This is a genomic window from Saccharothrix sp. 6-C, from assembly GCF_016695385.1.
In the GTDB taxonomy this organism is placed as follows: Bacteria; Actinomycetota; Actinomycetes; order Mycobacteriales; family Pseudonocardiaceae; genus Actinosynnema; species Actinosynnema texasense.
This window is the reverse complement of sequence record NZ_CP064192.1, coordinates 7,442,546-7,466,865: the sequence shown is the minus strand read 5'-3', so window position 1 is coordinate 7,466,865 and position 24,320 is coordinate 7,442,546. Positions and strand designations below refer to the sequence as shown.

At 72.6% G+C, this 24,320-nt stretch carries 20 protein-coding genes; 10 read left to right on the top strand and 10 right to left on the bottom strand.

From position 1 onward, the window contains the following. Positions 1–56: 56 nt before the first annotated feature. Genes hutH through hutI form a run of 5 tightly spaced genes read left to right on the top strand, consistent with a single transcriptional unit; the run spans position 57 to position 6,811 of the window. Complete coding sequence (gene hutH / locus IOD16_RS31960; protein WP_201437492.1) at positions 57–1,562, top strand: histidine ammonia-lyase; 1,506 nt, start codon at positions 57–59, stop codon at positions 1,560–1,562. Next, positions 1,562–3,202: a urocanate hydratase gene (hutU, locus tag IOD16_RS31955; protein ID WP_201437491.1), complete on the top strand. Its 1,641-nt coding sequence runs from the start codon at positions 1,562–1,564 to the stop codon at positions 3,200–3,202. The genes hutH and hutU overlap by 1 nt, the downstream gene beginning before the upstream one ends. After that, on the top strand, positions 3,199–4,377 hold the full coding sequence (locus IOD16_RS31950) for an allantoate amidohydrolase (protein ID WP_201437490.1): 1,179 nt from the start codon (positions 3,199–3,201) through the stop codon (positions 4,375–4,377). The genes hutU and IOD16_RS31950 overlap by 4 nt, the downstream gene beginning before the upstream one ends. Then, the gene (locus tag IOD16_RS31945) at positions 4,374–5,669 is read left to right on the top strand and encodes a formimidoylglutamate deiminase (protein ID WP_123745578.1); all 1,296 of its coding nucleotides are present in this window, start codon (positions 4,374–4,376) and stop codon (positions 5,667–5,669) included. The genes IOD16_RS31950 and IOD16_RS31945 overlap by 4 nt, the downstream gene beginning before the upstream one ends. Continuing rightward, entirely contained in the window at positions 5,666–6,811 is a 1,146-nt protein-coding gene (hutI, locus tag IOD16_RS31940; RefSeq protein ID WP_201437489.1) for an imidazolonepropionase, read from the top strand. The genes IOD16_RS31945 and hutI overlap by 4 nt, the downstream gene beginning before the upstream one ends. Positions 6,812–6,844: 33 nt before the next feature. Here the strand turns inward: hutI and IOD16_RS31935 are convergent, their stop codons facing one another. Then, entirely contained in the window at positions 6,845–7,735 is an 891-nt protein-coding gene (locus IOD16_RS31935; protein WP_201437488.1) for a dihydrodipicolinate synthase family protein, read from the bottom strand. Positions 7,736–7,806: 71 nt separating this feature from the next. Between IOD16_RS31935 and IOD16_RS31930 the strand changes: the two genes are divergently transcribed. From IOD16_RS31930 to IOD16_RS31920, 3 genes are read left to right on the top strand one after another with little or no spacing between them, the layout of a single operon-like run. Next, entirely contained in the window at positions 7,807–8,811 is a 1,005-nt protein-coding gene (locus IOD16_RS31930; protein ID WP_201437487.1) for a LysR family transcriptional regulator, read from the top strand. After that, complete coding sequence (locus IOD16_RS31925; protein ID WP_201437486.1) at positions 8,808–8,966, top strand: hypothetical protein; 159 nt, start codon at positions 8,808–8,810, stop codon at positions 8,964–8,966. The genes IOD16_RS31930 and IOD16_RS31925 overlap by 4 nt, the downstream gene beginning before the upstream one ends. Before the next feature lie 26 nt (positions 8,967–8,992). Then, the gene (locus IOD16_RS31920) at positions 8,993–9,985 is read left to right on the top strand and encodes an aldo/keto reductase (protein WP_201437485.1); all 993 of its coding nucleotides are present in this window, start codon (positions 8,993–8,995) and stop codon (positions 9,983–9,985) included. Positions 9,986–10,045: 60 nt separating this feature from the next. Here the strand turns inward: IOD16_RS31920 and IOD16_RS31915 are convergent, their stop codons facing one another. Further along, on the bottom strand, positions 10,046–10,225 hold the full coding sequence (locus IOD16_RS31915; protein ID WP_123745583.1) for a DUF6104 family protein: 180 nt from the start codon (positions 10,223–10,225) through the stop codon (positions 10,046–10,048). A gap of 72 nt (positions 10,226–10,297) precedes the next feature. Next, positions 10,298–14,029, bottom strand: a complete 3,732-nt coding sequence (locus IOD16_RS31910) for a multifunctional oxoglutarate decarboxylase/oxoglutarate dehydrogenase thiamine pyrophosphate-binding subunit/dihydrolipoyllysine-residue succinyltransferase subunit (protein ID WP_201437484.1) — start codon at positions 14,027–14,029, stop codon at positions 10,298–10,300. Between the two features lie 370 nt (positions 14,030–14,399). Here IOD16_RS31910 and IOD16_RS31905 point away from each other — a divergent pair, with 370 nt between their 5' ends. Together IOD16_RS31905 and IOD16_RS31900 are read left to right on the top strand one after the other, a co-directional pair. After that, positions 14,400–14,762, top strand: coding sequence for an ArsR/SmtB family transcription factor (locus IOD16_RS31905; protein ID WP_123748338.1), 363 nt, complete (start codon positions 14,400–14,402; stop codon positions 14,760–14,762). Further along, complete coding sequence (locus IOD16_RS31900) at positions 14,759–15,244, top strand: SRPBCC family protein (RefSeq protein ID WP_123745585.1); 486 nt, start codon at positions 14,759–14,761, stop codon at positions 15,242–15,244. The genes IOD16_RS31905 and IOD16_RS31900 overlap by 4 nt, the downstream gene beginning before the upstream one ends. Before the next feature lie 96 nt (positions 15,245–15,340). Here the strand turns inward: IOD16_RS31900 and IOD16_RS31895 are convergent, their stop codons facing one another. From IOD16_RS31895 to IOD16_RS31865, 7 genes are all read right to left on the bottom strand, one after another. Next, positions 15,341–16,837, bottom strand: a complete 1,497-nt coding sequence (locus tag IOD16_RS31895) for an FAD-dependent monooxygenase (protein WP_201437482.1) — start codon at positions 16,835–16,837, stop codon at positions 15,341–15,343. 116 nt (positions 16,838–16,953) lie between these two features. Further along, positions 16,954–17,589: a TetR/AcrR family transcriptional regulator gene (locus tag IOD16_RS31890; protein ID WP_123745587.1), complete on the bottom strand. Its 636-nt coding sequence runs from the start codon at positions 17,587–17,589 to the stop codon at positions 16,954–16,956. 128 nt (positions 17,590–17,717) lie between these two features. Beyond that, positions 17,718–21,470 (bottom strand): ABC transporter ATP-binding protein, encoded by a 3,753-nt coding sequence (locus IOD16_RS31885; RefSeq protein WP_201437481.1) that lies wholly within the window; start codon positions 21,468–21,470, stop codon positions 17,718–17,720. A gap of 94 nt (positions 21,471–21,564) precedes the next feature. Next, complete coding sequence (locus tag IOD16_RS31880) at positions 21,565–22,437, bottom strand: ABC transporter permease subunit (RefSeq protein WP_170185216.1); 873 nt, start codon at positions 22,435–22,437, stop codon at positions 21,565–21,567. Then, on the bottom strand, positions 22,437–23,621 hold the full coding sequence (locus IOD16_RS31875) for an ABC transporter ATP-binding protein (RefSeq protein WP_201437480.1): 1,185 nt from the start codon (positions 23,619–23,621) through the stop codon (positions 22,437–22,439). Before IOD16_RS31875 ends, IOD16_RS31880 begins: the two co-directional genes overlap by 1 nt. Positions 23,622–23,669: 48 nt before the next feature. Further along, entirely contained in the window at positions 23,670–24,044 is a 375-nt protein-coding gene (locus tag IOD16_RS31870) for a hypothetical protein (RefSeq protein WP_123748339.1), read from the bottom strand. A gap of 5 nt (positions 24,045–24,049) precedes the next feature. Continuing rightward, positions 24,050–24,232, bottom strand: coding sequence for a hypothetical protein (locus IOD16_RS31865; protein ID WP_123745591.1), 183 nt, complete (start codon positions 24,230–24,232; stop codon positions 24,050–24,052). Between the last annotated feature and the right edge of the window lie 88 nt (positions 24,233–24,320).

Genomic DNA, 24,320 nt, shown 5'->3' with positions numbered 1-24,320 from the left:
ACACGATCGGCGGATGTCGGGTCGTGCGGATCGGTCCGCCGGGTTGAGATGGGCACATGCAGCAACCCGTGCAGCTGGGTCCGAAACCCCTGACCCGCGACGACGTCCACGCCGTCGCCCGCGGCGACGCGCGCGTGGAGATCACGGAGGCGGCCCGCGAGGCGGTCACCACCGCCCGGGCGCACATCGAACGCCTGGCCACGGCCGAGCAGCCGACCTACGGCGTGTCCACGGGCTTCGGCGCGCTGGCCGTCCGGCACATCCCGCCGGACCGCCGCGCCGCCCTCCAGCAGTCCCTGGTCCGCTCGCACGCGGCGGGCTCGGGCCCCGAGGTCGAGCGCGAGGTCGTGCGCGCCCTCGTGCTGCTGCGCCTCAAGACGTTGGCGAGCGGCCACACGGGCGTCCGGCTGGAGACCGCCGAGGCGATGGCCGCGATGCTCAACGCCGGCATCACCCCGGTCGTGCACGAGTTCGGCTCGCTCGGCTGCTCGGGCGACCTCGCGCCGCTGTCCGCCGCCGCCCTCGCCCTCACCGGCGAGGGCGACGTCCGCGACGCCGGCGGGCGCCTGGTCCCCGCCGCGCGGGCCCTCGCCCAAGCGGGCATCGAACCCGTCCGGCTGGCCGAGAAGGAGGGCCTGGCGCTGATCAACGGCACCGACGGCATGCTCGGGATGCTGGTGCTGGCGGTCCGCGACCTGGGCTACCTGCTCGACGTCGCCGACCTGACCGCCGCGATGAGCGTGGAAGCCCTCCTCGGCACGGACCGCGTGTTCGCCGCCGACCTCCAGGCCCTGCGCCCGCACCCCGGCCAGGGCCGGTCGGCGCGGCGCATGGCGGAGATCCTGCGCGGCTCCGAGATCATGGACAGCCACCGCGGCCCGGACTGCACCCGCGTCCAGGACGCCTACTCGCTGCGCTGCTCGCCGCAGGTGCACGGCGCGGCGCGGGACACCGTCGCCTACGCCGAGACCGTCGCCGACCGCGAGCTGGCGTCGTCCATCGACAACCCGGTGGTGCTGGCCGACGGCCGGGTCGAGTCCAACGGCAACTTCCACGGCGCGCCGATCGCCTACGTGCTGGACTTCCTCGCCATCCCCACCGCGGACGTGGCGAGCATCGCCGAGCGCCGCACCGACCGGATGCTGGACGTGAACCGGTCGCACGGCCTGCCGCCGTTCCTGGCGCACGACCCGGGCGTCGACTCCGGCCACATGATCGCCCAGTACACGCAGGCCGCGATCGTCAGCGAGCTCAAGCGGCTGGCCGTGCCCGCGTCCGTCGACTCGATCCCGAGCAGCGCGATGCAGGAGGACCACGTCTCCATGGGCTGGTCGGCCGCGCGCAAGCTCCGCCAGGCCGTCGACGGCCTGCGCCGGGTCCTCGCGATCGAGTTCCTGACCGCGGCCCGTGCCCTGGACCTGCGCAAACCGCTCAACCCCGCCCCCGCCACCGCGGCGGCCGTCGCGAAGCTCCGCGAGCACGTCGAGGGCCCCGGCCCGGACCGCCACCTCGCGCCGGAGATCGCCGCCGCCGAAGACCTGATCCGAAAGGGAGTGCTGTGATGGTGCGTGCCGCCCGCGGGACCGAACTGACCGCCCGCAGCTGGCCGACCGAGGCCGCGCTGCGGATGTTCCACAACAACCTCGACCCGGACGTGGCCGAGCGCCCCGAGGACCTGGTCGTCTACGGCGGCACCGGCAAGGCCGCGCGCGACTGGCCGAGCTTCCACGCCATCAGCCGCGAGCTGACGAACCTCAAGGACGACGAGACGCTGCTCGTGCAGTCCGGCCGCCCGGTCGGGGTCATGCGCACGCACGAGTGGGCGCCGCGCGTGCTCATCGCGAACTCCAACCTCGTGCCGGACTGGGCGAACTGGCCCGAGTTCCGCCGCCTCGAAGCCGAGGGCCTCACCATGTACGGCCAGATGACGGCCGGCTCGTGGATCTACATCGGCACGCAGGGCATCCTCCAGGGCACCTTCGAGACGTTCGCCGCCGTGGCCGAAAAGCGCTTCAACGGCACCCTGCGCGGCACGCTCACCGTGACCGCCGGTCTCGGCGGCATGGGCGGCGCGCAACCGCTTGCGGTCACCATGAACGAGGGCGTGGCGCTCTGCGTCGAGGTCGACCCGCAGCGCGCCCGCCGCCGCGTGGAGACCCGCTACCTGGACGAGATCGCCGACGACCTCGACGACGCCGTCGCCCGCGTGCTGCGCGCCAAGTCCGAGGGCCGGGCGTTGTCGGTCGGCCTGATCGGCAACGCCGCCGAGGTGCTGCCGGAGCTGCTGCGCCGCGACGTGCCGGTGGACGTCGTCACCGACCAGACCTCCGCGCACGACCCGCTGGCGTACTGCCCGAAGGGCGTCCCGGTCGAGGACTGGGCCGACTACGCCGCCGCCAAGCCCGACGAGTTCACCGACCGGGCCCGCGAGTCGATGGCCGACCACGTCGAGGCGATGGTGGGCTTCCTGGACCGCGGCGCGGAGGTGTTCGACTACGGCAACTCGATCCGCGGCGAGGCCAAGGCGGGCGGCTGCGAGCGGGCGTTCGACTTCCCCGGCTTCGTGCCCGCCTACATCCGGCCGCTGTTCTGCGAGGGCAAGGGCCCGTTCCGCTGGGCGGCGCTGTCCGGCGACCCGGCCGACATCGCGAAGACCGACCGGGCGATCCTGGAGCTGTTCCCGGAGAACGAGCAGCTCGCGCGGTGGATCAAGATGGCCGGCGAGCGGGTCGAGTTCCAGGGCCTGCCCGCCCGCATCTGCTGGCTCGGCTACGGCGAGCGGCACCTCGCGGGCCTGAAGTTCAACGAGATGGTGGCGTCGGGCGAGCTGTCCGCGCCGATCGTGATCGGCCGCGACCACCTGGACTGCGGCTCGGTCGCGTCGCCGTACCGGGAGACCGAGGCGATGGCCGACGGCTCGGACGCCATCGCCGACTGGCCGCTGCTCAACGCCCTGGTCAACACCGCGTCGGGCGCGACCTGGGTGTCGCTGCACCACGGTGGCGGCGTCGGCATCGGCCGCTCCATCCACGCCGGTCAGGTGACCGTCGCCGACGGCACGCCGCTCGCCGCGCAGAAGATCGAGCGGGTGCTGACCAACGACCCCGCCATGGGGGTGATCCGGCACGTGGACGCCGGGTACCAGCGGGCGGTCGACGTGGCCGAGGAGAAGCGGGTGCCGATCCCGATGAGCGCCGGATGACCGACCTCGCGGACATCGCCGACGTCGGACGTGACGCTCGGCGCGGGGGCTACTCGCGGCACGGCTTCGACCGGGTCGAGCTGGAGCTGCGGGAGTGGTTCACGCAGGAGGCCGAGCGGCGGGGGCTGGACGTGCGGCCCGACCGCAACGGCAACCTCTGGGCGTGGTGGGGCAGGCCGGGGTCGGACGCGGTGATCACCGGCAGCCACCTCGACTCGGTGCCCGGCGGCGGCGCGTTCGACGGGCCGCTGGGCGTCGTGTCGGCGTTGCAGGCCTTCGACGTGCTGCGGGCGCGCGGGTTCACGCCGTCGAAGCCGCTGGCGATCGTCGTGTTCGTGGAGGAGGAGGGCGGGCGCTTCGGCGTCGCCTGCCTCGGGTCGCGGCTGATGACGGGCGCGATCACGGCGGAGGCCGCGTGCAAGCTGGTGGACGCGGACGGCGTCACGTTCGGCGAGGCCGCCCACGCCGCCGGGTTCGACCCGCTGCGCATGGGGCGCGACGACCGCGCGCTGTCGTCCGTGGGCGCCTTCGTCGAGCTGCACGTGGAGCAGGGGCGCGGGTTGGACGTGCCGGTCGGGCTGGCGAGCTCGATCCTGGCGCACGGGAGGTGGCGGTACACGTTCCGCGGCGAGGGCAACCACGCGGGCGCGACGGTGATCGAGGACCGGCGCGACCCGATGCTGCCCGCCGCGCGGGTGGTGCTCGCCGCGCGCCGGGCGGCCACCTCCGGCGCGCGGGCCACGGTCGGCCGGATCGTGCCGAACCCGGGCGGCACCAACGTGATCGCGTCGTCGGTGGACGTGTGGCTGGACGCGCGGGCCGGTGACGAGCCGCGCACCCGCGAGGTGGTCGGGCTGATCACCGAGGCGGCGCGCGCGGCGGCGGAGGAGGAAGGTTGCGAGGTGCGCGTGACCGAGGAGAGCTGGGGCGGGACGGTGCACTTCGACCCCGGCCTCATGTCCCGCGTGCGGGACGCGCTCGGCGGCGGCACGCCCGCGTTGCCGACCGGGGCCGGTCACGACGCCGGCATCCTGGCGGCGCACGTGCCCACCGCCATGCTGTTCGTGCGCAACCCGACCGGGATCAGCCACGCGCCGGAGGAGTTCGCCGAGGCGGACGACTGCGCGGCGGGCGTGGCGGCGCTGGCGACGACCTTGGAGCACCTGGCGCGATGAAGAGCTTCTGGTGCGAGCGGGCGTGGTTGCCGGACGGCATCGCGGCACGGGTGCTGGTGCGCGTGGACCGGGGGACCATCACCTCCGTGTCCACTGTGGACACGATTCCGCTGGGCGTGGAACGCCTCCACGGCCTCGTGCTCCCCGGTTTCGCCAACGCGCACTCGCACGCGTTCCACCGGGCGTTGCGCGGGCGCACGAACGCCGACGGCGGCACGTTCTGGACGTGGCGCGACCGGATGTACGCGGTGGCGGAGCGGTTGACGCCGGACTCGTACCTGGAGCTGGCCAGGGCGGTGTACGCGGAGATGGCCGTGGCCGGGGTGACGGCGGTGGGCGAGTTCCACTACCTGCACCACGGCGGCAACGAGATGGCCGAGGCCCTCCGGCAGGCCGCCCTGGACGCCGGGATCAGGCTCACCCTGCTGGACGCCTGCTACCTGGCGGGCGGGATCGGGCAGCCCGTGCGCGGGGTGCAGGAGCGGTTCTCCGACGGCACGGGGGACCGGTGGCTGGACCGGGTCGCCGAGCTGCGCGGTGACGACAACACCAAGGTCGGCGCGGCGATCCACTCGGTCCGCGCGGTGCCGCGCGAGGTGTTGTCGCTGGTGGCGGGCGCGTTCCCGGACCGGCCGCTGCACGTGCACCTGTCGGAGCAGCCCGCCGAGAACGAGGCGTGCCTGCAGGCGTACGGCCTCACGCCGACCGAGCTGCTGGCCGAGGCCGGCGCCCTCACACCGCGCACGACGGCCGTGCACGGGACGCACCTGTCCGCGAAGGACATCGGGCTGCTCGGCTCGACCCGCACCGGCGTCTGCTTCTGCCCGACCACAGAGGCGGACCTGGCGGACGGCATCGGGCCGGCGCGGGAGTTGGCGGAGGCGGGCTCGCCGCTGTCGTTGGGCAGCGACCAGCACGCCGTGATCGACCCGTTGCTGGAGGCGCGCGCCTTGGAGCACCACGAGCGCCTGCGGACGGGGCAGCGTGGCCGGTTCACGCCCGCGGAGCTCGTCGCGGCGATGACGAACCACGCCTCGATCGGCCGGCCGGAAGCCGGTCGGCTGGAGGTCGGCGCGCCGGCCGACCTCGTCGCCGTCCGGCTGGACTCGGTCCGGACCGCCGGTGTCGAGCCCTCGCAGGTGGTCCTGGCCGCCACCGCGTCCGACGTGGCGGCCGTCGTGGTGGGCGGGAAGGTCGTGGCGCGCGACGGCGTGCACGAGCGGCTGGGCGACGTCGCGCGGTTGTTGAGCGACGTCACCCGGTCGCTGGGCGAGCGGATCGGAGCCGGATGAGCACCCTCGTGACCGGGATCGGCGAGTTGACCACCAACGACCCCGAGCTGGGCCGCCTGACCGACGCCGCGCTCGTCCTCGCCGACGGCCGAGTGGCGTGGGTGGGGTCCGCCTCGGCCGCGCCGGCCGCCGACGAACGGGTCGACGTGGAGGGCCGGGCGGTCCTCCCGGGTTGGGTCGACAGCCACACGCACCTGGTGTTCGCCGGTGACCGGACGGCCGAGTTCGAGGCCCGGATGGCCGGTGAGGCGTACGCGGCCGGCGGGATCGCGGTCACGGTCGAGGCCACGCGGGCGGCGTCCGACGACGAGCTGGCGGCGAACCTGCGGCGGCTGGTCGCCGAGGCCGCGGCGCAGGGGACGACCACGGTCGAGACGAAGACCGGGTACGGGCTGACCGTCGAGGACGAGGTGCGGTCGGCGCGGATCGCCGCGCGGGTGGCCGACGAGGTCACCTTCCTGGGCGCGCACCTGGTGCCGCCGGGCGTGGACGCGGACGAGTACGTCGCGGTGGTCATCGGCGACATGCTCGACGCCGTCGCGCCGCACGTGCGGTGGGCGGACGTGTTCTGCGAGCGGGGCGCGTTCGACGCCGACCAGTCGCGGGCGGTGCTGGCGGCGGCCCGGGCCAAGGGCCTCGGGCTGCGGGTGCACGGGAACCAGCTGGGCGAAGGGCCCGGGGTGGGGCTGGCGGTGGAGTTCGGCGCGGCGAGCGTCGACCACTGCACCTACCTGTCCGACGCCGACGTCGACGCGCTCGCGAACTCCGCCACCGTCGCCACCCTGCTGCCGGCGTGCGACCTGTCGACCCGGCAGGCGCTGCCGCCGGCGCGCCGGCTGCTCGACGCGGGCGCGACGGTCGCCCTCGCGAGCAACTGCAACCCCGGCAGCTCGTACACGACCTCGATGGCCTACTGCATCACGACGGCGGTGCTCCAACTGCGGCTCACCGTCGAAGAGGCCATCACCGCCGCCACCCTCAACGGCGCCAAGGCGTTGCGCCGCGACGACGTGGGCCACCTGTCACCGGGCGCCCGCGCCGACGTCCACGTGCTGGACGCGCCTTCGACCACGCACCTGGCCTACCGGCCGGGCGTCCCGCTCACGCACGCCGTGTGGCGGGCAGGCGTGCGGCTGAGGTGACGGGCGCCCGGCGAGCACGGCCGGCCCCGGCCGTCACCCGTTCGGACCGACCGCGACCGGGGCCGTCGAGTCGAGGGCGGCGAGGGCCGCGGAGGTGCTGTCGGGGTGCGCCGGCAGCAGCGGGAGGCGGACGTCCGGGGTCGGGATCCGGCCCTGGGCGTGCAGCACGGCCTTGACGACGGTCGGGTTCGGCTCGGCGAACAGCGTCGCCGACAGCCGGCCCAGCCGCCCGCCCAGGGCCCGCGCCGCGGCCACGTCACCGGCGTGCCAGGCGTCGATCAGCCGGACGAACCCGGCGGTGGCGACGTGCGCCGACGCCAGGATGCCGCCGTGCGCGCCGAGCGCCAGCAGCGGCGAGATGAACGTGTCGTCACCGCCCAGGACGGCCAGGTCGGACGGCAGGTCGGCGAACAGCTCGACGGTGTCGGCGTTGATCCCGCCCGCCGCGTACTTCAGACCCACCACGCCGGGCACGTCGCCGAGGCGTCGCAGCGCCGCCGCGGACAGGTACTGACCCGTCCGGTACGGGATGTCGTACACGACCAGCGGCACCGGGCTGTCGGCGGCCAGCCGGGTCAGGTGGGCCAGCGCGCCGTCCTCGCCCGGCCGGACGAACGACGGCACCACGGTCAGCGACGCCACCACCTCCGGGTGGTCGGCCAACGCCTGGAGGGCCTGCGCGGTGTTCGCGCCGACGATCAGCGGCGCGTGGCGCTCACGGCAGACCCGGGTGACCACCCCGAGCACCGCCTGCTGCTCCACCGGGCTGAGCGACGAGGGCTCCGCCGTGGTGCCCAACGCCACCAGGCCACGCGCGCCGTCGTCCAACGCCTGGTGGGCGAGGGCTTCCAGGGCGTCGAGGGCCACGGCCCCCGACCGGTCGAACGGCGTGATCAGCGGGACGTGCAGGCCGGTGAGCGTCATACCGCCCACGGTGCCCGGCCGAACCGTGAAGCACCAGTTCGTGTTCCTCACGGCAACCGTAAGCTGAACTGATGCTCGACGTCCGCCGCCTGCGGCTCCTGCGCGACCTGGCCCGACTGGGCACGATCGCCGCCGTCGCCCGCGCCCACGCCTACACGGCCTCCGCCGTGTCGCAGCAGCTCGCCGCCCTGCAACGCGAAGCGGGCGTGCCGCTGCTGGAGCACACCGGCCGCGGCGTGACCCTCACGCCCGCCGCCACCGCGCTCGTCCGGCACGCCGAGACGATCCTGGCCGCCCTCGAAGCGGCGACCGCCACGCTGGCCGCCGCGCGCACCGGCCTGTCCGGCGCGGTGCGGATCGGCGCGTTCCCCAGCGCCGTGCCGACCCTGCTGCCGGCCGCGCTGGTCGCGCTGGGCCGCGACCACCCGGCGCTCGACCTGATGGTCACCGAGCTGGACCCGGTCGACATGCCGGACGCGTTGCGCGACGGGCGGTTGGACGTGGCGCTGTGGCACGACTACGACATCGCGCCGGTCGAGTCCGACCCCGGCGTGGACTCGGTGCGGCTGCTGGACGAGAAGGTGTTCCTCGCGGTGCCCGCCGACGGCCCACCCGACGGCCCGCCCGACGACCGGCCGGGTGGTCGGCCCGGTGGTCGGCCCGAAGACGCGATCGCGAGCACGCGTGACGCGGCGTGGATCGTGGGCAGCCCCGGCACGCTGTGCCACACCGTGGCGATGAGGGTCTGCCAGGCGGCCGGTTTCACCGCCGGGGTGCGCCACCACGCCGACGACTTCACCGCCGTGCTCGCCCTCGTCGCCGCCGGGCAGGGCGTCGCGCTCGTGCCCGAGCTGGGCGCGACCCGCCCGCCGGCCGACGTCCGCCTGGTGCCGCTGGACGTCCACCGCCGCACCCGCATCGCCTACCGCCGCGGCGCGGGCGGGCATCCGGTGGTCGCCGCGTGCGTGGCCGCGCTGGAGTCCTCGACCCGCGCCTACCTCGCCCCTCCCGCTGCGGGAGGCCGCTCGCGCGAGCGACCAGCTCCGACCGCGAGTTCCGCAGGGTCCACGGCATGACAACGATCGAACGCCCCGAGTCCGTCGCCGCGCCGCTGCTCGTCCTGGTCTACGGCGTCTGCCGGATCGTCGACGGGGTCGACGGTGACCGCGGACCCGGCCCGGCCCTGCCGATCGGCCAGTTCGCGGTGGACGTGGTCGCCGGGTGGTCGTGAGGATCGTTCTGGTGCAGGCTGGTCGCATGGAGTACACCCAGCTCGGCCGTTCCGGCCTGTCCGTGTCCCGACTGTGCCTGGGCACGATGAACTTCGGCCCGGAGACGTCCGAGGCCGACAGCCACACGATCATGGACCGGGCCCACGAGCACGGCATCAACTTCTTCGACACCGCCGACGTCTACGGGTGGCAGCGGGGCGAGGGCGTGACCGAGAAGATCATCGGCCGGTGGTTCGCGCAGGGCGGTGGTCGGCGGGAGAAGACCGTGCTCGCCACCAAGCTGTACGGCGACATGGGTGACTGGCCGAACGAGAAGCGGCTGTCCGCCCTGCACATCCGGCGGGCCGCGGACGCGTCGCTGCGGCGGTTGCAGACCGACTACATCGACCTGTTCCAGATGCACCACGTGGACCGGGCCACGCCGTGGGACGAGATCTGGGAGGCCTTCTCCGTGCTGCGGCAGCAGGGGAAGGTGATCTACTTCGGGTCGTCCAACTTCGCCGGGTGGCACATCGCGCAGGCGCAGGAGGCGGCGCGCGAGCGGCACTTCCTGGGGCTGGTCAGCGAGCAGTCGATCTACAACCTGGTCAACCGGTTCGTGGAGCTGGAAGTGCTGCCGGCGGCACGCCACTACGGCGTCGGCGTGATCCCGTGGTCGCCGCTGGGCGGCGGGCTGCTCGGCGGCGTCCTGCGCAAGCAGCGCGAGGGCGGCGGGTCGCGCGGCACGACGGGCCGCAGCCTGGAGGTGCTGGAGAAGCGCCGGGACGCGATCGAGGCCTACGAGAAGCTGTCGGCGGACCTCGGCGAGGACCCGGCCCACCTCGGCGTGGCCTGGCTCCTGCACCAGGAAGGCGTCACCGCACCGATCATCGGCCCCCGCACCCGGGAGCAGCTGGACGGCTCCCTGCGGTCCACCGAGCTCAAGCTCGACGCGGAAGTCCTCGCCACCCTGGACGACCTCTTCCCGGCCCCGGGCCCGAACGGCCCCAACCCCGCACCGGAGGCGTACGCCTGGTAGCGGTGACCGGCGAACGCGAGGCGGCGGGCCGCGGTCCGCCGCCCGGTGCGGCGTGGACGGTCAGTCCTCGACGTCCTCGTCGTCCCGCGCCAGGTAGGTGGCCAGGCGTTCGACGGCCGTCTCGAAGTCCGGGTTCAGGTCGACGAACGCCCGGAGCTTGTCGGCCAGCCACGCGAACGTGACCTCCTCCTCGCCCCGGCGGGACTCCAGTTCCTCGATGCCGCGATCGGTGAAGTACACGGTTTTCCTCCGCCAACAGGCCGAGCCGCCGAGACCCGGGAGTCTCGACGGCTCGGCGCGAACGATCGATCCCTACTCGAACGCCTTCGCGATCAGCTCGCGCTGCTCGACCTCGTGCACCTTGGACGAACCCGCCGACGGCGCGGCCATCGGGCGGCGCGACACGCGCTTCACCACGAACCGCGACGGCAGCAGCTCGGGCAGCGCCAGCCCGAAGAACGGCCACGCGCCCTGGTTCGCCGGCTCCTCCTGGACCCAGCGGACCTCGGTGGCGTTCGGGTAGCGGTCCAGGGCGGCGGTCAGCTTGCGCGCCGGCACCGGGTACAGCTGCTCGACGCGCACCACGGCGACGTCCTTGGCGCCCCGCTTCTCCTGCTCGGCCAGCAGCTCGTAGTAGATCTTGCCGCTGCACAGCAGGACCTTGCGCACCGCGCTCGGGTCGATGCCGGTCGGGTCGTCGATCACCGACTGGAACTTGTCCTCCACGAACGCCTCGACCGGGCTGATCGCGGCCTTCAGGCGCAGCATCGACTTCGGCGTGAACACCACCAGCGGGCGGTTCACGCCGTCCAGCGCGTGCCGCCGCAGCAGGTGGAAGTAGTTCGCCGGGGTGGACGGCACCGCGATCGTCATCGAGCCCTCCGCGCACAGCTGGAGGAACCGCTCGATCCGGCCGGATGTGTGGTCCGGGCCCTGGCCCTCGTGACCGTGAGGCAGCAGCAGCACCACGTCGGACACCTGGCCCCACTTCGCCTCACCGGACGAGATGAACTCGTCGATGATCGGCTGCGCGCCGTTGACGAAGTCGCCGAACTGCGCCTCCCACAGCACCAGCGCGTCGGGGTTGGCCACCGAGTAGCCGTACTCGAAGCCGAGCGCCGCGAACTCCGACAGCACCGAGTCGTACACCATGAACTTGCCCTGGCTCTCGGCCAGGTTCTGCAGCGGGGTGTACTCCTCGGACCGCTTGCGGTCCACCAGGGTGGCGTGCCGCTGCACGAACGTGCCGCGCCGCGAGTCCTGACCGGCCAGTCGGACCGTGCGGCCCTCCAGCACCAGCGACCCGAACGCGAGCAGCTCGGCGAACGCCCAGTCGATGCCGCCTTCGCGGGCCATCTTGGCGCGCCGCTCCAGCACCGGCTTGACCCGCGGGTGCGGGGTGAAGCCCTCGGGCAGGTTCACGTGCGCGTCGGCGATCCGCTCGATGATCGACCGGTCGACGCCGGTGGGCAGCTTGGTCGGGACCTGCTGCTCCTCCTCGATCGACGGCGAGGTCTTGATCGGGTGCTTCTCCAGCTCCCGGACCTCGTTGAAGACGTGCTCCAGCTGCGAGGAGAAGTCCTGCAGCGCCTTCTCGGCCTCTTCGACGGAGATGTCGCCGCGGCCGATCAGGGACTCGGTGTAGGTCTTGCGCACCGAGCGCTTGGTGTCGATCACGTCGTACATCGCCGGCTGCGTCATCGAGGGGTCGTCGCCCTCGTTGTGGCCGCGGCGGCGGTAGCAGACCATGTCGATCACGACGTCCTTGTTGAACGCCTGCCGGTACTCCACCGCGAGCTTGGCGACCCAGTAGCACGCCTCGGGGTCGTCGCCGTTGACGTGGAACACCGGCGCGCCGATCATCTTCGCCACGTCGGTCGAGTACTTCGACGAGCGCGAGTGCTCGGGCGCGGTGGTGAAGCCGACCTGGTTGTTCACGACCACGTGCACCGTGCCGCCGGTGCGGTAGCCGCGCACCAGCGCCAGGTTCAGCGTCTCGGCGACCACGCCCTGGCCCGCGAACGCGGCGTCGCCGTGCAGCGCGACGGGCAGCACGGTGAAGCCCTCGCCGCCCTTGTCCAGCATGTCCTGCTTGGCCCGGACGATGCCTTCGAGGACCGGGTCCACGGCTTCCAGGTGCGACGGGTTCGCGGTGAGCGACACCTTCGTCTCGCCGTCGCCGAACATCCGGAAGTACTTGCCCTCGGCGCCCAGGTGGTACTTGACGTCGCCGGAGCCGTGCGCCTGGCCGGGGTCGAGGTTGCCCTCGAACTCGCGGAAGATCTGCGAGATCGGCTTGCCGACGATGTTCGCCAGCACGTTCAGCCGGCCGCGGTGCGGCATGCCGATGACGACCTCGTCGATCTCGTGCTCGGCGGCCTTGTCGAGCACCGCGTCGAGCAGCGGGATGACCGTCTCGCCGCCTTCGAGCGAGAACCGCTTCTGGCCGACGTACTTGGTCTGCAGGAAGGTCTCGAACGCCTCGGCGGCGTTGAGCTTCGACAGGATGTACTTCTGCACGGTGGCCGGCGGCTTCTCGTGCGGGACCTCGACGCGCTCCTGGATCCAGAGGCGCTCCTCCGGGTCGAGGATGTGCATGTACTCGACGCCGACCGTGCGGCAGTACGAGTTGCGCAGCACGCCGAGGATGTCGCGCAGCCGCATCCGCTCCTGGCCCGCGAACCCGCCGACCGGGAACTCCCGGTCCAGGTCCCACAGGGTCAGGCCGTGCGACAGGACGTCGAGGTCCTGGTGGCTGCGCTGGCGGTAGTTCAGCGGGTCCGTGTCGGCCATCAGGTGGCCGCGGGTGCGGAACGCGTCGATCAGCTCGATCACGCGGGCCGTCTTGTCGACCGCGCCCTCGGGGATGTCGGCGACCCAGCGGATCGGCTCGTACGGCAGCCGCAGCGACGTGAAGACGTCGTCGTAGAAGCCGTCCTCGCCCAGCAGGAGCTGGTGGATGCGGCGCAGGAACTCGCCGGACTCCGCGCCCTGGATGACGCGGTGGTCGTACGTGGAGGTCAGCGTGATGACCTTGCTGACGCCCATGTCGGTCAGGGCCTGCTCGCTGGTGCCCTGGAAGTGCGCCGGGTACTCCATCGCGCCGACGCCGATGATCGTGCCCTGACCGGCCTGCAGGCGCGGCACCGAGTGGTTGGTGCCGATGGTGCCGGGGTTGGTCAGCGAGATGGTGGTGCCGGAGAAGTCCTCGGTGGTCAGCGAGCCGGTCCGCGCCTTGCGGATCAGGTCCTCGTAGGCCTGCCAGAACTGCGTGAACGTCATGTTCTCGCAGCCCTTGATCGAGGCGACGACCAGCGTGCGCGCGCCGTCCTTGCCGGGCAGGTCGATCGCCAGGCCGAAGTTCACGTGCTCCGGCGTGATCACGAACGGCTTGCCGTCGACCTCGCCGAAGTGCCGGTTCATGTTCGGGTACGCCTTGAGCGCCCGCACCACCGCGTACCCGATGAGGTGGGTGAAGGAGACCTTCCCACCGCGGGTGCGCTTGAGGTGGTTGTTGATCACGATGCGGTTGTCGGCCAGCAGCTTGGCGGGCACGGCGCGCACGCTCGTCGCGGTCGGAACGGTGAGCGAGAGCTCCATGTTCTTCGCGATGGCGGCGGCGGCGCCGCGCAGCTGCTTCTGCTCCTCGCCCTTGACCGGCTGCACCGGCGCGGCCTTGGCGGCCTGGGCGGGTGCGGGCTTGGCGGCGGGCTTGGCCGCGGGCTTCTGGGCCGGCTGAGCCGTCGTCCCGGGCTGGGCTGCCTGGCTCTTCGGCTGCTGCTGCGGCGGTTGCGCGGTCGACGCCGCGGCGGTGGTCGCGGCGGGCGGCGCGGCCTGGGCCGGAGCGGTCTTGGTGGCGGTCGTGGTGCCGTTCTCCGCGGCCCCCGTCGCCCCGTTGCCCGACCGCTGCGTCGACTTGTAGTCGGCGAAGAAGTCGTGCCAGGCCGGGTCCACGGACGACGGATCGGCGAGGAACTGCTCGTACATCTCCTCGACCAGCCACTCATTGGGGCCGAACTGAGAAGCAGGACTGCTGCTGGACACGGCTGGCGCTCGCCTCTATCCATCTCGCTCTTGGTAATGACTCACTCATGGTCAGGCTAGTCCCCCGTCTGGTGCAGTTCACACACAGGAGGGGCAGCGCACCGAGTGTTCTCTCACAGAATCGGTCAGGTGATCGGTCCGTGTTATGGGTGCTTGAGCATGACTTGAGGTTAAGCCCGTCACACCCGCGGTGGTGCGTCGACTCGGAGTAGTTGTGCGCACGGTGGGAGCCGGCGGGGTGTGAGGTGTTCAGAGGGCTGAAACGTGGTGTCCTGGGTGGTCCTGACCTGTGCTTTCAACCATCTGGTTGACTTCGTGCGGCGGGGCTCGTATGGTTTGTTCAACCGAGAGGTTGAGTAAGGAGATGGCGGTGGACGACCAGTTGTCGCGGGTCTTCTCGGCCCTGGCCGACCCGATCCGGCGCGACATGGTGGCGCGGCTGGCGGTGGGCGACGCGACGGTGAACGAGTTGGCCGGGCCGTACTCCGTGACCGTGCAAGCCGTGTCGAAGCACCTCAAGGTGCTCGAGGACGCCGGGCTCGTCAGTCGCAGCAAGCAGGCGCAACGGCGGCCCGTCCACCTCGAGGCGGAGGTGTTCGACCTGATGACGAAGTGGATCGAGCGCTACCGGCAGGAGGCGGAGCGGCGCTACCAGCGACTGGACGCCGTGCTCGCCGAGCTGGCGGCCGAGGACGACACCGAGCAGACCCGAGCCGAAGGAGAAGCATCATGATCACGACCAAGCACCCCGAGACCGCGATCAGCGCCGACCCGGCGTTGCCCACCATCCACATCACCCGGGAGTTCGACGCCCCGGTGGACGCCGTGTTCCGCGCGCACGTCGACCCCGAGCTGGTGGTCAGGTGGCTGGGGCCGCGCTCGGTGACCATGCGGGTGGACCGGTGGGACGCGACGACCGGCGGTGCGTACCGGTACGCGCACACCCGCGGTGACGAGGAGTACCGGTTCTACGGCTCGTTCCACGAGGTGCGGCCCGGCGAGCGGATCGTGCAGACGTTCACGTTCGAGGGCTTCCCGGACGGCGTGTGCCTGGAGACGGTGACGTTCGAGGACCTCGGGGGCGGGCGGACGCGGCTGCACGCGATCAGCGTGTTCGAGACGACCGAAGGGCGGGACGCGGCGATGGCCAGCGGCATGGAGACCGGGGTCGTCGAGGGGTACGAGCAGCTGGACGAACTGCTCGTCGAGGGCTGATCGGCAGGCCTCGGGTCCGGGCGATCGGCTCCACGGCCCCGCAGGTGTGGAAGCCTGCGGGGTTGCCTCGTCGGGTGGGACGGTGTGGAGGGCTGGTCAGGGGTTGCCGAACCAGCGGGTGGCGGCGGAGCGGAGTCCGGCCTGGTCCGGGCGCTCGTCGCTCGACGCCCACGCCACGTAGGAGTCCGGGCGCAGCAGCAGCGCGGTGACGTCGGTGTCGGCCTCGGCGCGGACGACTTCGACGCCGTCGACGCGCAGGGCGCCGGTCCCGGTCAGGTCGATCAGCAGCGGTCGGGCCGACCTGACCAGCTCGGCGAGGCGGACCGTGCCGTCCGGCGTGCGCAGGTCGAGGTCGGGGGCGGGCAGGCCCGCCAGCGGGTGGGCGTCGTCACCGACCGGGTAGCGGACGTCCGCGCCGGCGACCAGGGCGGCCACCACCCGCACGACACCCGGTTGGGTGAGCAGCTCGCCGAACAGGTCGCGCAGCCCGGTGACGTCCTCGCCCGGCGACAGCAGCGCGGCCTGGGCCCGCGAGTAGGTGATGGTCCGGTCGGCCACCGGGCGGCGTTCGGCCTCGTAGGTGTCGAGGACGTCGACGCCGCCGTTGACCGCCGCCGCGAGCTTCCAACCCAGGTTGATCGAGTCCTGGAGGCCGAGGTTGAGCCCGGTGCCGCCGGCGGCGAAGACGTGCGCGGCGTCCCCGACGAGGAACACCCGCCCGTCCCGGTACCGCTCGGCGACCCTGGTGTTGCCGCCGTCGAGCCTGCGCAGCACGTGCGGGCCGGGGCCGGGTGGCGGGTCGAGCGGGACGTCGGCGCCCAGCACTCGGGCGACGCTGGCGCGCAGCTCGTCCAAGCTCATCGGAGTGGTCGCCGCCGGCTCGTCCCACTCCGTCGTGGCGACCAGCGGTGGCCGGCCCGGCAGGGGTGCGTACGAGAAGCCGCCGCGCGCGGTCCGCACCGACAGGAACGGCAGGACAGGGCCGTGGCCCGGCACGATCAGCGCGCCGGTCGCGGGGTCGAGCCACTCCGACGGCACGGAGACGTGCGCGGCACGCGTGGTCGACCGGTCGTGGGTGACACCCGGGAAGCCGATGCCGGCCGCCTTGCGGACCGGGCTGTGCGCGCTGTCGGCGCCGACGACGTACCGGGTGCGCAGCTCGTAGGGCCCGTCCGGGCCGTCGACGGTGAGGGTGACGCCGTCGGCATCCTGGTCGAGACCGGTGAACTCGTGGCCGCGGCGGATCTCGACACCCAGCTCGGTCGCGCGTCCTTCGAGGACCCGGACGGTGTCCAGTTCCGGCACGGGGAGGTTGTAGATCGGGCTGTCGGCGAGGAGTCCGAGGTCGAGCGGCATCGCGGCGAACATGAAGTAGCTGGTGTTGGGGACGGGCGGACCGGCCCGGCCGCTGAGCCGTTCGTGCAGGCCGCGGCGGTCGACCATGCGGACGACCTGACCGACCAGGCCGTTCGACCGGGGTTCGGCGCTGGGGGCGAGGAGGCGTTCCAGCACGATCGGCCGGACACCTCCCAGGGCGAGCTCGCAGGCGAGCATGAGCCCGTTCGGCCCGCCGCCGACGATGACCACGTCCATGGGTCGCGTTCCTTGTCTTGGCAGATGTGCCAAGTGGTTCGGGGGTGTGCCAGGTGTTTCGGGGATGACTGGGAGCCCGTCGGGCGGGCGTGGTCCGAGGTGTCCGAGGCGCTCGGTCAGCGCGGGTCGGGCAGGCCGGTGCGGATCTGGTCGAAGGCGTCGCGCAGGACGGCTGCGATGGAGCCCGTGGGATCTTGGGTCCACCGGGTGAGCGCGGTGCCGAGGCCTGCGCTGACCACGGCGGAGACGAGCTGCGGGTACAGGTCGTCGGCGCTGGTGCCGGTGCGGTCGGCGATCGCGGCGGTCAGCTCGTCCTGGGCGGTGGCGTGGGCGCGGAAGACCTCGTACTGGACGGCTGGTTCGGCGAGGAGCTTCTGGAGTGCGGCGGGGTACCCGGCGGGGAGTTCGGCGGGATGCGGGCCGGGCACCGTGCCGTCGCTTCCCGGCGGTGGTTCGAACTGGGCGACGATGGCGTTGACGAGCGCGTCCCAGAGCGGTTCGTCGGCCGGGCGGTCGCCGAGGGCCTCGGCCGTGCGCCGGCCGCGCTCGACGTGGGTGGCGACGATCGCTTCGGCCTTGCCGGCGAAGTAGTTGCGGAAGGTCCGCTCCGACACGTTCGCGGCGGCGGCGATGTCCTCCACCGAGACGTCGTCCCAGCCGCGTTCCAGCGTGAGGCGGATGGCGGCCTGGCTCAACGCGAACCGCGTCTGCCGCTTCTTGCGTTCGCGCAGTCCGCCTTGGTCGGTCGCCATGCGGCCAGAGTAGCGAAACTTGCCGAGTTGGCAAAGTTGCCGAGTTGGAAAGTTTGGCGGGGTTGTCGGTTGAGGTGGGGGCGAGCGTGGCCGGCCCTCCCGGTGGCCGCCTTGCGTCCTCTGCCGGGTCAGTGGCTTGGGGTCAGTTCGCTCGGGTCTGGTTCGGTGTTGGCGCCGTGCGACCAGAGGCGGGCGTAGTGGTTCTTGGCGGCAAGCAGCTCGGTGTGGGTGCCTTGTTCCACGATCCGGCCCTCGGACAGGACCACGATCCGGTCGGCGCGGGCGGCGGTGGCCAGGCGGTGGGCGACGACGAAGGTGGTCCTCGCGCCGGACAGGTGGTCGTTGGCGGCCAGGACCGCGGACTCGGTGGCGGGATCCAGGGCGGCCGTGGCTTCGTCGAGGAGCAGGATCGTCGGTTGCACCAGTTCGGCGCGGGCCAGGGCGACCAGTTGGCGTTGGCCGGCGGACAGGCCCTGGCCGCGTTCGCCCACTTGCTGGTGGAAGGCGTGGGGCAGGGCGGCGACCACGGGCAGGGCGCCGACCGCCCGGACCGCCGCCTCGATCTCGGCCCGGGTGGCGTCCGGCTTGCCGTAGGCGACGTTCTCCGCGATGTCGCCGCCGAACAGGTGCGCCTCCTGGGGGACGATGCCGAGGCGTTGGCGCAGCGCCGACAAGTCGTAGGCGCGCAGGTCCACGCCGTCGATCAGCACGGTGCCCTCGGTGACGTCGTAGAACCTCGCCACGAGCTTCACCAGGGTCGACTTGCCCGCGCCGGTCGCGCCGACGAAGGCGACGGTCTCGCCGGGCGCGACGTGCAGCGAGATGTCCTCGACGGCGGGACTGGTGGTGCCCTGGTAGGCGAACGTGACGTCGCGCAGCTCCACCTCGCCGCGCAGGTGCGCCACGGGCACGGGGTCGGCGGCCGGGGGGACGGTCGTCGGGGTGCGCAGCAGCTCGCCGATGCGGCTCAAGCCCACCCTGGCCTGCTGGTAGCCGTCGAACACGCCCGACAGCTGGTACAGCGGCGAGAAGAACAAGCCCAGGTAGAGCACGAACGCCAGCAGCACGCCGGGGGACAGGGTGCCCTCCGCCACCCGGTACGCGCCGACCACGAGGATCCCGGCCTGCGCCACCCCCGAGAGCAGCGACAGGAACGGGAAGTAGGTGGCGATGTACCGCTGCGCCCGGATGCGCGAGCGGCGGTAGGCGTCGCTGCGCTCGGCGAAGGCCTCGGCCGAACGCGCCTCCCGCGTGTAGGCCTGGGAGACGCGCAGGCCCGAGACGTTCTCCTGGAGATCGGCGTTGACCGCGCTGACGCGTTCCCGCGCCTCCGCGTAAGCCGCCGACGAGAGCCGTTGGAAGATCACCGTCGCGACCAGCAGGATCGGCAGGACGGCCAGGGCCACCAGGGCGAGACCCGGATCGGTGACGACCAGGGCCACGGCGATGCCCACGACGGTCAGCACGCTGATCGCGAACGTGGTCAAACCGGTCTGCAGGAAGCTGGACAGGGCGTCCACGTCGGTGGTCATCCGGGTCATGATCCGGCCGGCCATCTCGCGCTCGTAGTAGTCCAGGCCCAGTCGTTGCAGGTGGGCGTAGCTGCGCACGCGCAACAGGTACAGCAGGCGCTCACCGAGCCGGGAGGTCACGACGGTCCCCGCCGCGGCCGACACCCAGCCCATCACCACCAGGGCGAAGCTGATCCCGGCGGCTGCCCAGAGCCAACCCGCCTGGCCGCCGACGACACCCCGGTCGATGCCCAGGCGCACCAGGTTCGGCGAGGCGACGGCCAGCGCCGTGTCGATCAGGAGCAGGCCGGCCACGCCCAGCATCGCCCACCGCACGGGGCGGAGCAGGGTGCGCAGCCGGAACCCCGGGTCGGGTGCGCGCGGGTCCTCGCCGTTCAGGGTCGGCACGTCCTCGGCGGGTGGCAGGGCGTGCACGCGCTCCATCAGCTCCGGGGTCGGCGGGGTGCCGCCCACCAGCGCCGACGAGCCGCCACCGCCCCGGGAGGTGTCCGCGCCGACGGCCCGGTTCGCCGCGCGCACGGCCAGCTCGTCGCCCTCGGGTTCGGGCCAGAGGTCCGGGGTCGTGCCGTCCGGGCCCGGTTCGAGCCTGGCGTCGGCACGGGGGTCGACCTGTTCGATCGCCTCGCCCGGACCCGCGAGGAGCTCGCGGTAGAGGCGGCACCGCTCCTGAAGCTCGGCGTGGGTGCCGATGTCGACCACCCGGCCCGCGTCCAGCACGGCGATGCGGTCGGCCAGCGTGAGCGACGACCGCCGGTGCGCGATCAGCAGCGTCGTGCGCTCCGCGGTCACGGCGGCCAGCGTGCGGTGGATGGCCGCCTCGGTGGCGTTGTCCACGGCGGAGGTCGCGTCGTCCAGCACCAGCACGCGCGGGTCGGAGAGCAGGGCGCGGGCCAGGGCGACGCGCTGGCGCTGACCGCCGGACAGGGTCAGGCCGCGCTCGCCGACGACGGTGTCGTAGCCGTTCGGCAGGGCGGCGATGAACTCGTGCGCCTCGGCCGCCCGCGCCGCCGCCTCCACCTGCTCGTCGGAGGCGTCCGGCAGCCCGTAGGCGATGTTGGTGCGGACGGTGTCGGAGAAGAGGAACGCCTCCTCGAACACCGTGCCCACGGTCCGGCGCAGCGAGGTCAGGCGCAGGTCTCGGACGTCCACGCCGCCCACGGACACCGCGCCCTCGTGCACGTCGTAGAACCGGGGCAGCAGGAGCGAGACCGTCGACTTGCCCGAGCCCGCCGTGCCGACGATCGCGAGGGTCTCGCCCGGCTCCACGCGCAGGGACACGCCCGAGAGCACCGGCTCGCTGCGCGTGTAGCCGAACGTCACGTCCCGCAGCTCGACGGCCACCGGGCCGGCGGGCACGTCGTGGTCGCCGTCCACGACCGTCGGCTGGGAGTCGACCAGCTCGTACACGCGCTCCACGCCGGCCCGCGCCAGCTGGGCCGTCACCATCAGGCTCGCCAGCAGGCGGGTCGGGCCGACGAGGGTGGCCACGTACGTCGCGAACGCCAGGAACGTGCCGAGGGTGACCTCGCCGCGCAGCGCCATCCAGCCGCCGAGCGCCAGCACCGCCACCTGGCCGAGGTAGGGCAGGGAGTTCAACGTCGCGGACGGGCGGGCGGTCAGGCGGGCCGCGCGCATCCGCTCGGCGAACAGGAGCCCGGCGCGGGACTCCAGCCGGGAGACCTCGCGGGCCTCCTGGCCGAACCCCTTCACCACGCGCACGCCGGTGACGGTCTCCTCGACGTGCTGCGCCACGTCGGCCGCGCGCTGCTGCGCCGACCAGGTGGCCGGGAAGAGGGTGAGCCTGCTGCGCGCCGCGACCACCCCGACCGCGGGGATGATCACCAGCGCGATCACGGTGAGCAGCGGCGACAGCCAGACCATCGCCACGACGGCCGCCACCGCGAACACCACCGTGCCCAGCGCCAGCGGCGTCATCGACAGCAGGCTGTTGACCAGCTGGAGATCGGTGATCGAGCGGGACACCACCTGGCCCGTGCGCAACGCGTCCTGCTTCGGCCCGTCCAGCCGCTGCACCGCGCCGAACACCGCCTGGCGCAGGTCGTGCTGCACGTCGACGGCCAGCCGGCCGCCGAGGTACCGGCGCACGAACGCGGTGCCGAAGGTCAGCAGCTCCAGACCGGCCAGGACGATCGCGAGCCAGGTCAGGCGGTCCGTGCGGCCTGCCATCGCGTCGTCGACCGCGACCTTGATCAGCAACGGGCCGACGGCCTGCAACCCGACGCCGACGACGGCGGCGAGCACCGACAGCACCACGAGCGCACGGTGCTGCCAGCACGCCCTGGCGAGTCTGCGGATCCAGCCGTCGGGAGAAGTCACGACTTCCAACATAGGTCGGACCACCGACACTGTCGGCCTTCAGGATGTGACGAAGGCCGCCCCGAACCTTCGGGGCGGCCTCCATCAGCCGATCAAGATCACGCGATCAGGTGATGTCCTTGCGCTGAGTAGCTGCCCAGCCGCCGAGGAAGAACAACGCCGTCCAGACGAGGAAGATCAAACCGCTCAACCACCAGTCGAACGCGCCGAGCGCGCCGGCGAACGCGCGCAGCCCCTCCACCAGGTCCTCCGGCACGACCCCGGCGTTCGCCAGGAACAGCGAGGACGCCACCGAGCCGGTCAGGCCGTTGACCGCCCCGTTGGGCAGGAAGCCGATGATCTCCGGCAGGCCCTGCGACGCCAGCACGAGCTGGATGCCGTTCTCCACGATCAGCATGTAGAGCAGCAGCACCACGGTGGTGCCGACGACGCTGGTCATCAGCGCGCCGACGCCCACGCCGAACATCGTCATCAGGATCGACGACAGGACGCCGACGCCGGCCAGCGCCAGCCACCCGCCGGCGTCCGGCAGCGAGCTCGCGTTCGAGGTCAGGGCGATGCCGATGCTCACCGACGCCACGATCGCGATGCCGTAGATCGCGCCCCACAGGATGTAGACGACCATCTTCGCGGCCAGCGCGGAGACCCGGTTGGGCGCGGTCAGGAACGTGGTGGTGATCGTCTTGCGGTTGATCTCGTTCGCGATCGCCAGGCCGCCGAAGATCATCGGGAAGATCGTGGCCACGTTGATGCTGCGGGCGATCCCGAACACCGACATCTGCCACTGCGACGGGTCCACGTTGAGCAGCGTGGCCAGTTGCTCGGCGTCGGAGCTGCCCATGTAGTCCGACACGGTCTTGAAGATGGCCCCGGTGCCGAGCGCCCAGCCGAACGCGAGCAGCACGGTCGGGATCATCAGGCCCCACCACAGGCCCGTGGTGGTGGTCTTGCGGAACTCGGACTTGATCAGGTTGCCCATCACGCACCGCCCCCGAGGCCGTCCTGGCCGGACTGCCGACCGTAGGGGTTGTCCTGCGCCGGCTGCTGGGAGCCCGGCGGTGGCGTCTCGTGGCCCGGTGCGGGCGGTTGGTAGTGCTGGTAGTCCTGCGGGGGCTGCTGGTAGCCGGGTTGCTGCTGGTACGGCTGCTGGTAGCCCGGCTGCTGCTGGTAGCCCTGGGGTGGCGCCTGGTACTGCTGCTGGTAGCCGGGCGGCGGCTGCTGCTGGTAGGCGACGGGCTGGGCGTACTGGCCCGGCGCCGCGTACTGGCCGCTGGTGAGCTGGAAGAACAGCCGTTCCAGGTCGGCCTTCTCCTCCTGGATGCCGTACACCGACACACCCGCCTTCAACGCCGTGTCGGCGACCTGCTTGGCCGCCACGCCGGTGACCGCGATGCGGCCGTCCGGCAGCTGCTCGATCGCGGCGACCCCGTCCTCGCGCAGCGCCGCGACCAGCGCGCCGGTGTCCGACGGCTGCACGAGCACGCGACCCTGCTGCCGGCCGCGCAGCTGGTCGAGCGACCCCTGGTACATGGTCTGGCCGCGGCTGACGATCACCACTTGGTCGACGGTCTGCTCGACCTCCGCCAGCAGGTGGCTGGAGATCAGCACGGTCCGCCCGCTGCGCGCGTAGGACTGGAGGAACGTCCGCAGCCACGCGATGCCCTCCGGGTCCAGCCCGTTGGCCGGCTCGTCGAGCACCAGGATCTGCGGGTCGCCGAGCAGGGCGGTGGCCAGGGCCAGCCGCTGCTTCATGCCGAGCGAGAACCCGCCCGCGTTGCGGTCGGCCGCCGCGCCGAGCCCGACCAGCTGGAGCACCTGGTCGGCGCGCGAGTCGGGCACCCCGATCGCGGCCGCGTAGACGCGCAGGTGGTTGCGCGCGGTGCGCTTGGGGTGGAAGCCCTGCGCCTCCAGCACCGCGCCGACCACCCGGGCCGGGTTGCCGAGCTGGGCGAACGGCCTGCCGTTGATCAGCCCGGTGCCCGCGGTCGGGGTCACCAGGCCGAGCAGCATGCGCAACGTCGTCGTCTTGCCGGCCCCGTTGGGACCGAGGAAGCCGGTCACCGAACCGGGTTCCACTGTGAAGCTGAGGTTCTGCACCGCTGCGACCGGACCGAACTGCTTGGTCAAGTTCTGCACCACGATGCGGCCAGTGCCGTCGTGCACGCGTCCCTCCCGAGTACTCCTACCGGGCGTCATCCTGCCCTAGGAGGGTCACTCGGGGAGGGCGTGGCGTGGTTTCGAGGCGACCCTCGGTATCTCGGTCGTCGTCTCGACGTCCTTCGAATGGCGCAACGTGCGCAACGGGCGGCGGCGTTCGCGGTGCGGCAGACCGTCGCCGATGAGGTGCTGGTGGGCCATCGTCCACACCTGGCACGGCCACTTCTTGTGCCGCAGGATGCCGGGGCACGCGCCGCAGCGGCCGTCGGGATCGGGTTGGTGCACGGTCAACAGCAGCCGCCAGCCGTCGGCCAGGCGGTGGATCTCGGACCGCGCGAGCGGCACCAGGGCGTCCGCCGCGCCGCTCTCGGCGACCTGGTCCAGCAGCGCCAGCCGGCGCAGCACGGCGGCCCGCAGCACTTCGTCCACGCCGGTCACATCCTGTCGGCGACTTGGTCGAGCAAGCGGTGCAGCCTGCGCGTCTGCGTGACCGACATCACAGCGGACTCGCCGGGCGGTGCGACCAGCAGAACTCGGTCGTCCTCGACGAGCACGGTCATCGACCGGTCCCGCCCGAACGGGTCGTGGCAGTCGATCCAGCCCTCGGGTTCAGCCATCTGCGCTCCGATCGGAGGTGGCGCGGCGGAGCGCCGCGCGAGCGGACGACCCCGCTCCGTAGCTGCGGGGTTCCCGCCCTGTGCATCG

Bases quoted from the DNA above. Each gene is read 5' to 3' on its own strand.
- hutH (WP_201437492.1), top strand. From the start codon at position 57: ATGCAGCAACCCGTGCAGCTGGGTCCGAAACCCCTGACCCGCGACGAC.
- hutU (WP_201437491.1), top strand. From the start codon at position 1,562: ATGGTGCGTGCCGCCCGCGGGACCGAACTGACCGCCCGCAGCTGGCCG.
- IOD16_RS31950 (WP_201437490.1), top strand. From the start codon at position 3,199: ATGACCGACCTCGCGGACATCGCCGACGTCGGACGTGACGCTCGGCGC.
- IOD16_RS31945 (WP_123745578.1), top strand. From the start codon at position 4,374: ATGAAGAGCTTCTGGTGCGAGCGGGCGTGGTTGCCGGACGGCATCGCG.
- hutI (WP_201437489.1), top strand. From the start codon at position 5,666: ATGAGCACCCTCGTGACCGGGATCGGCGAGTTGACCACCAACGACCCC.
- IOD16_RS31935 (WP_201437488.1), bottom strand. From the start codon at position 7,735: ATGACGCTCACCGGCCTGCACGTCCCGCTGATCACGCCGTTCGACCGG.
- IOD16_RS31930 (WP_201437487.1), top strand. From the start codon at position 7,807: ATGCTCGACGTCCGCCGCCTGCGGCTCCTGCGCGACCTGGCCCGACTG.
- IOD16_RS31925 (WP_201437486.1), top strand. From the start codon at position 8,808: ATGACAACGATCGAACGCCCCGAGTCCGTCGCCGCGCCGCTGCTCGTC.
- IOD16_RS31920 (WP_201437485.1), top strand. From the start codon at position 8,993: ATGGAGTACACCCAGCTCGGCCGTTCCGGCCTGTCCGTGTCCCGACTG.
- IOD16_RS31900 (WP_123745585.1), top strand. From the start codon at position 14,759: ATGATCACGACCAAGCACCCCGAGACCGCGATCAGCGCCGACCCGGCG.
- IOD16_RS31895 (WP_201437482.1), bottom strand. From the start codon at position 16,837: ATGGACGTGGTCATCGTCGGCGGCGGGCCGAACGGGCTCATGCTCGCC.
- IOD16_RS31890 (WP_123745587.1), bottom strand. From the start codon at position 17,589: ATGGCGACCGACCAAGGCGGACTGCGCGAACGCAAGAAGCGGCAGACG.
- IOD16_RS31885 (WP_201437481.1), bottom strand. From the start codon at position 21,470: ATGTTGGAAGTCGTGACTTCTCCCGACGGCTGGATCCGCAGACTCGCC.
- IOD16_RS31880 (WP_170185216.1), bottom strand. From the start codon at position 22,437: ATGGGCAACCTGATCAAGTCCGAGTTCCGCAAGACCACCACCACGGGC.
- IOD16_RS31865 (WP_123745591.1), bottom strand. From the start codon at position 24,232: ATGGCTGAACCCGAGGGCTGGATCGACTGCCACGACCCGTTCGGGCGG.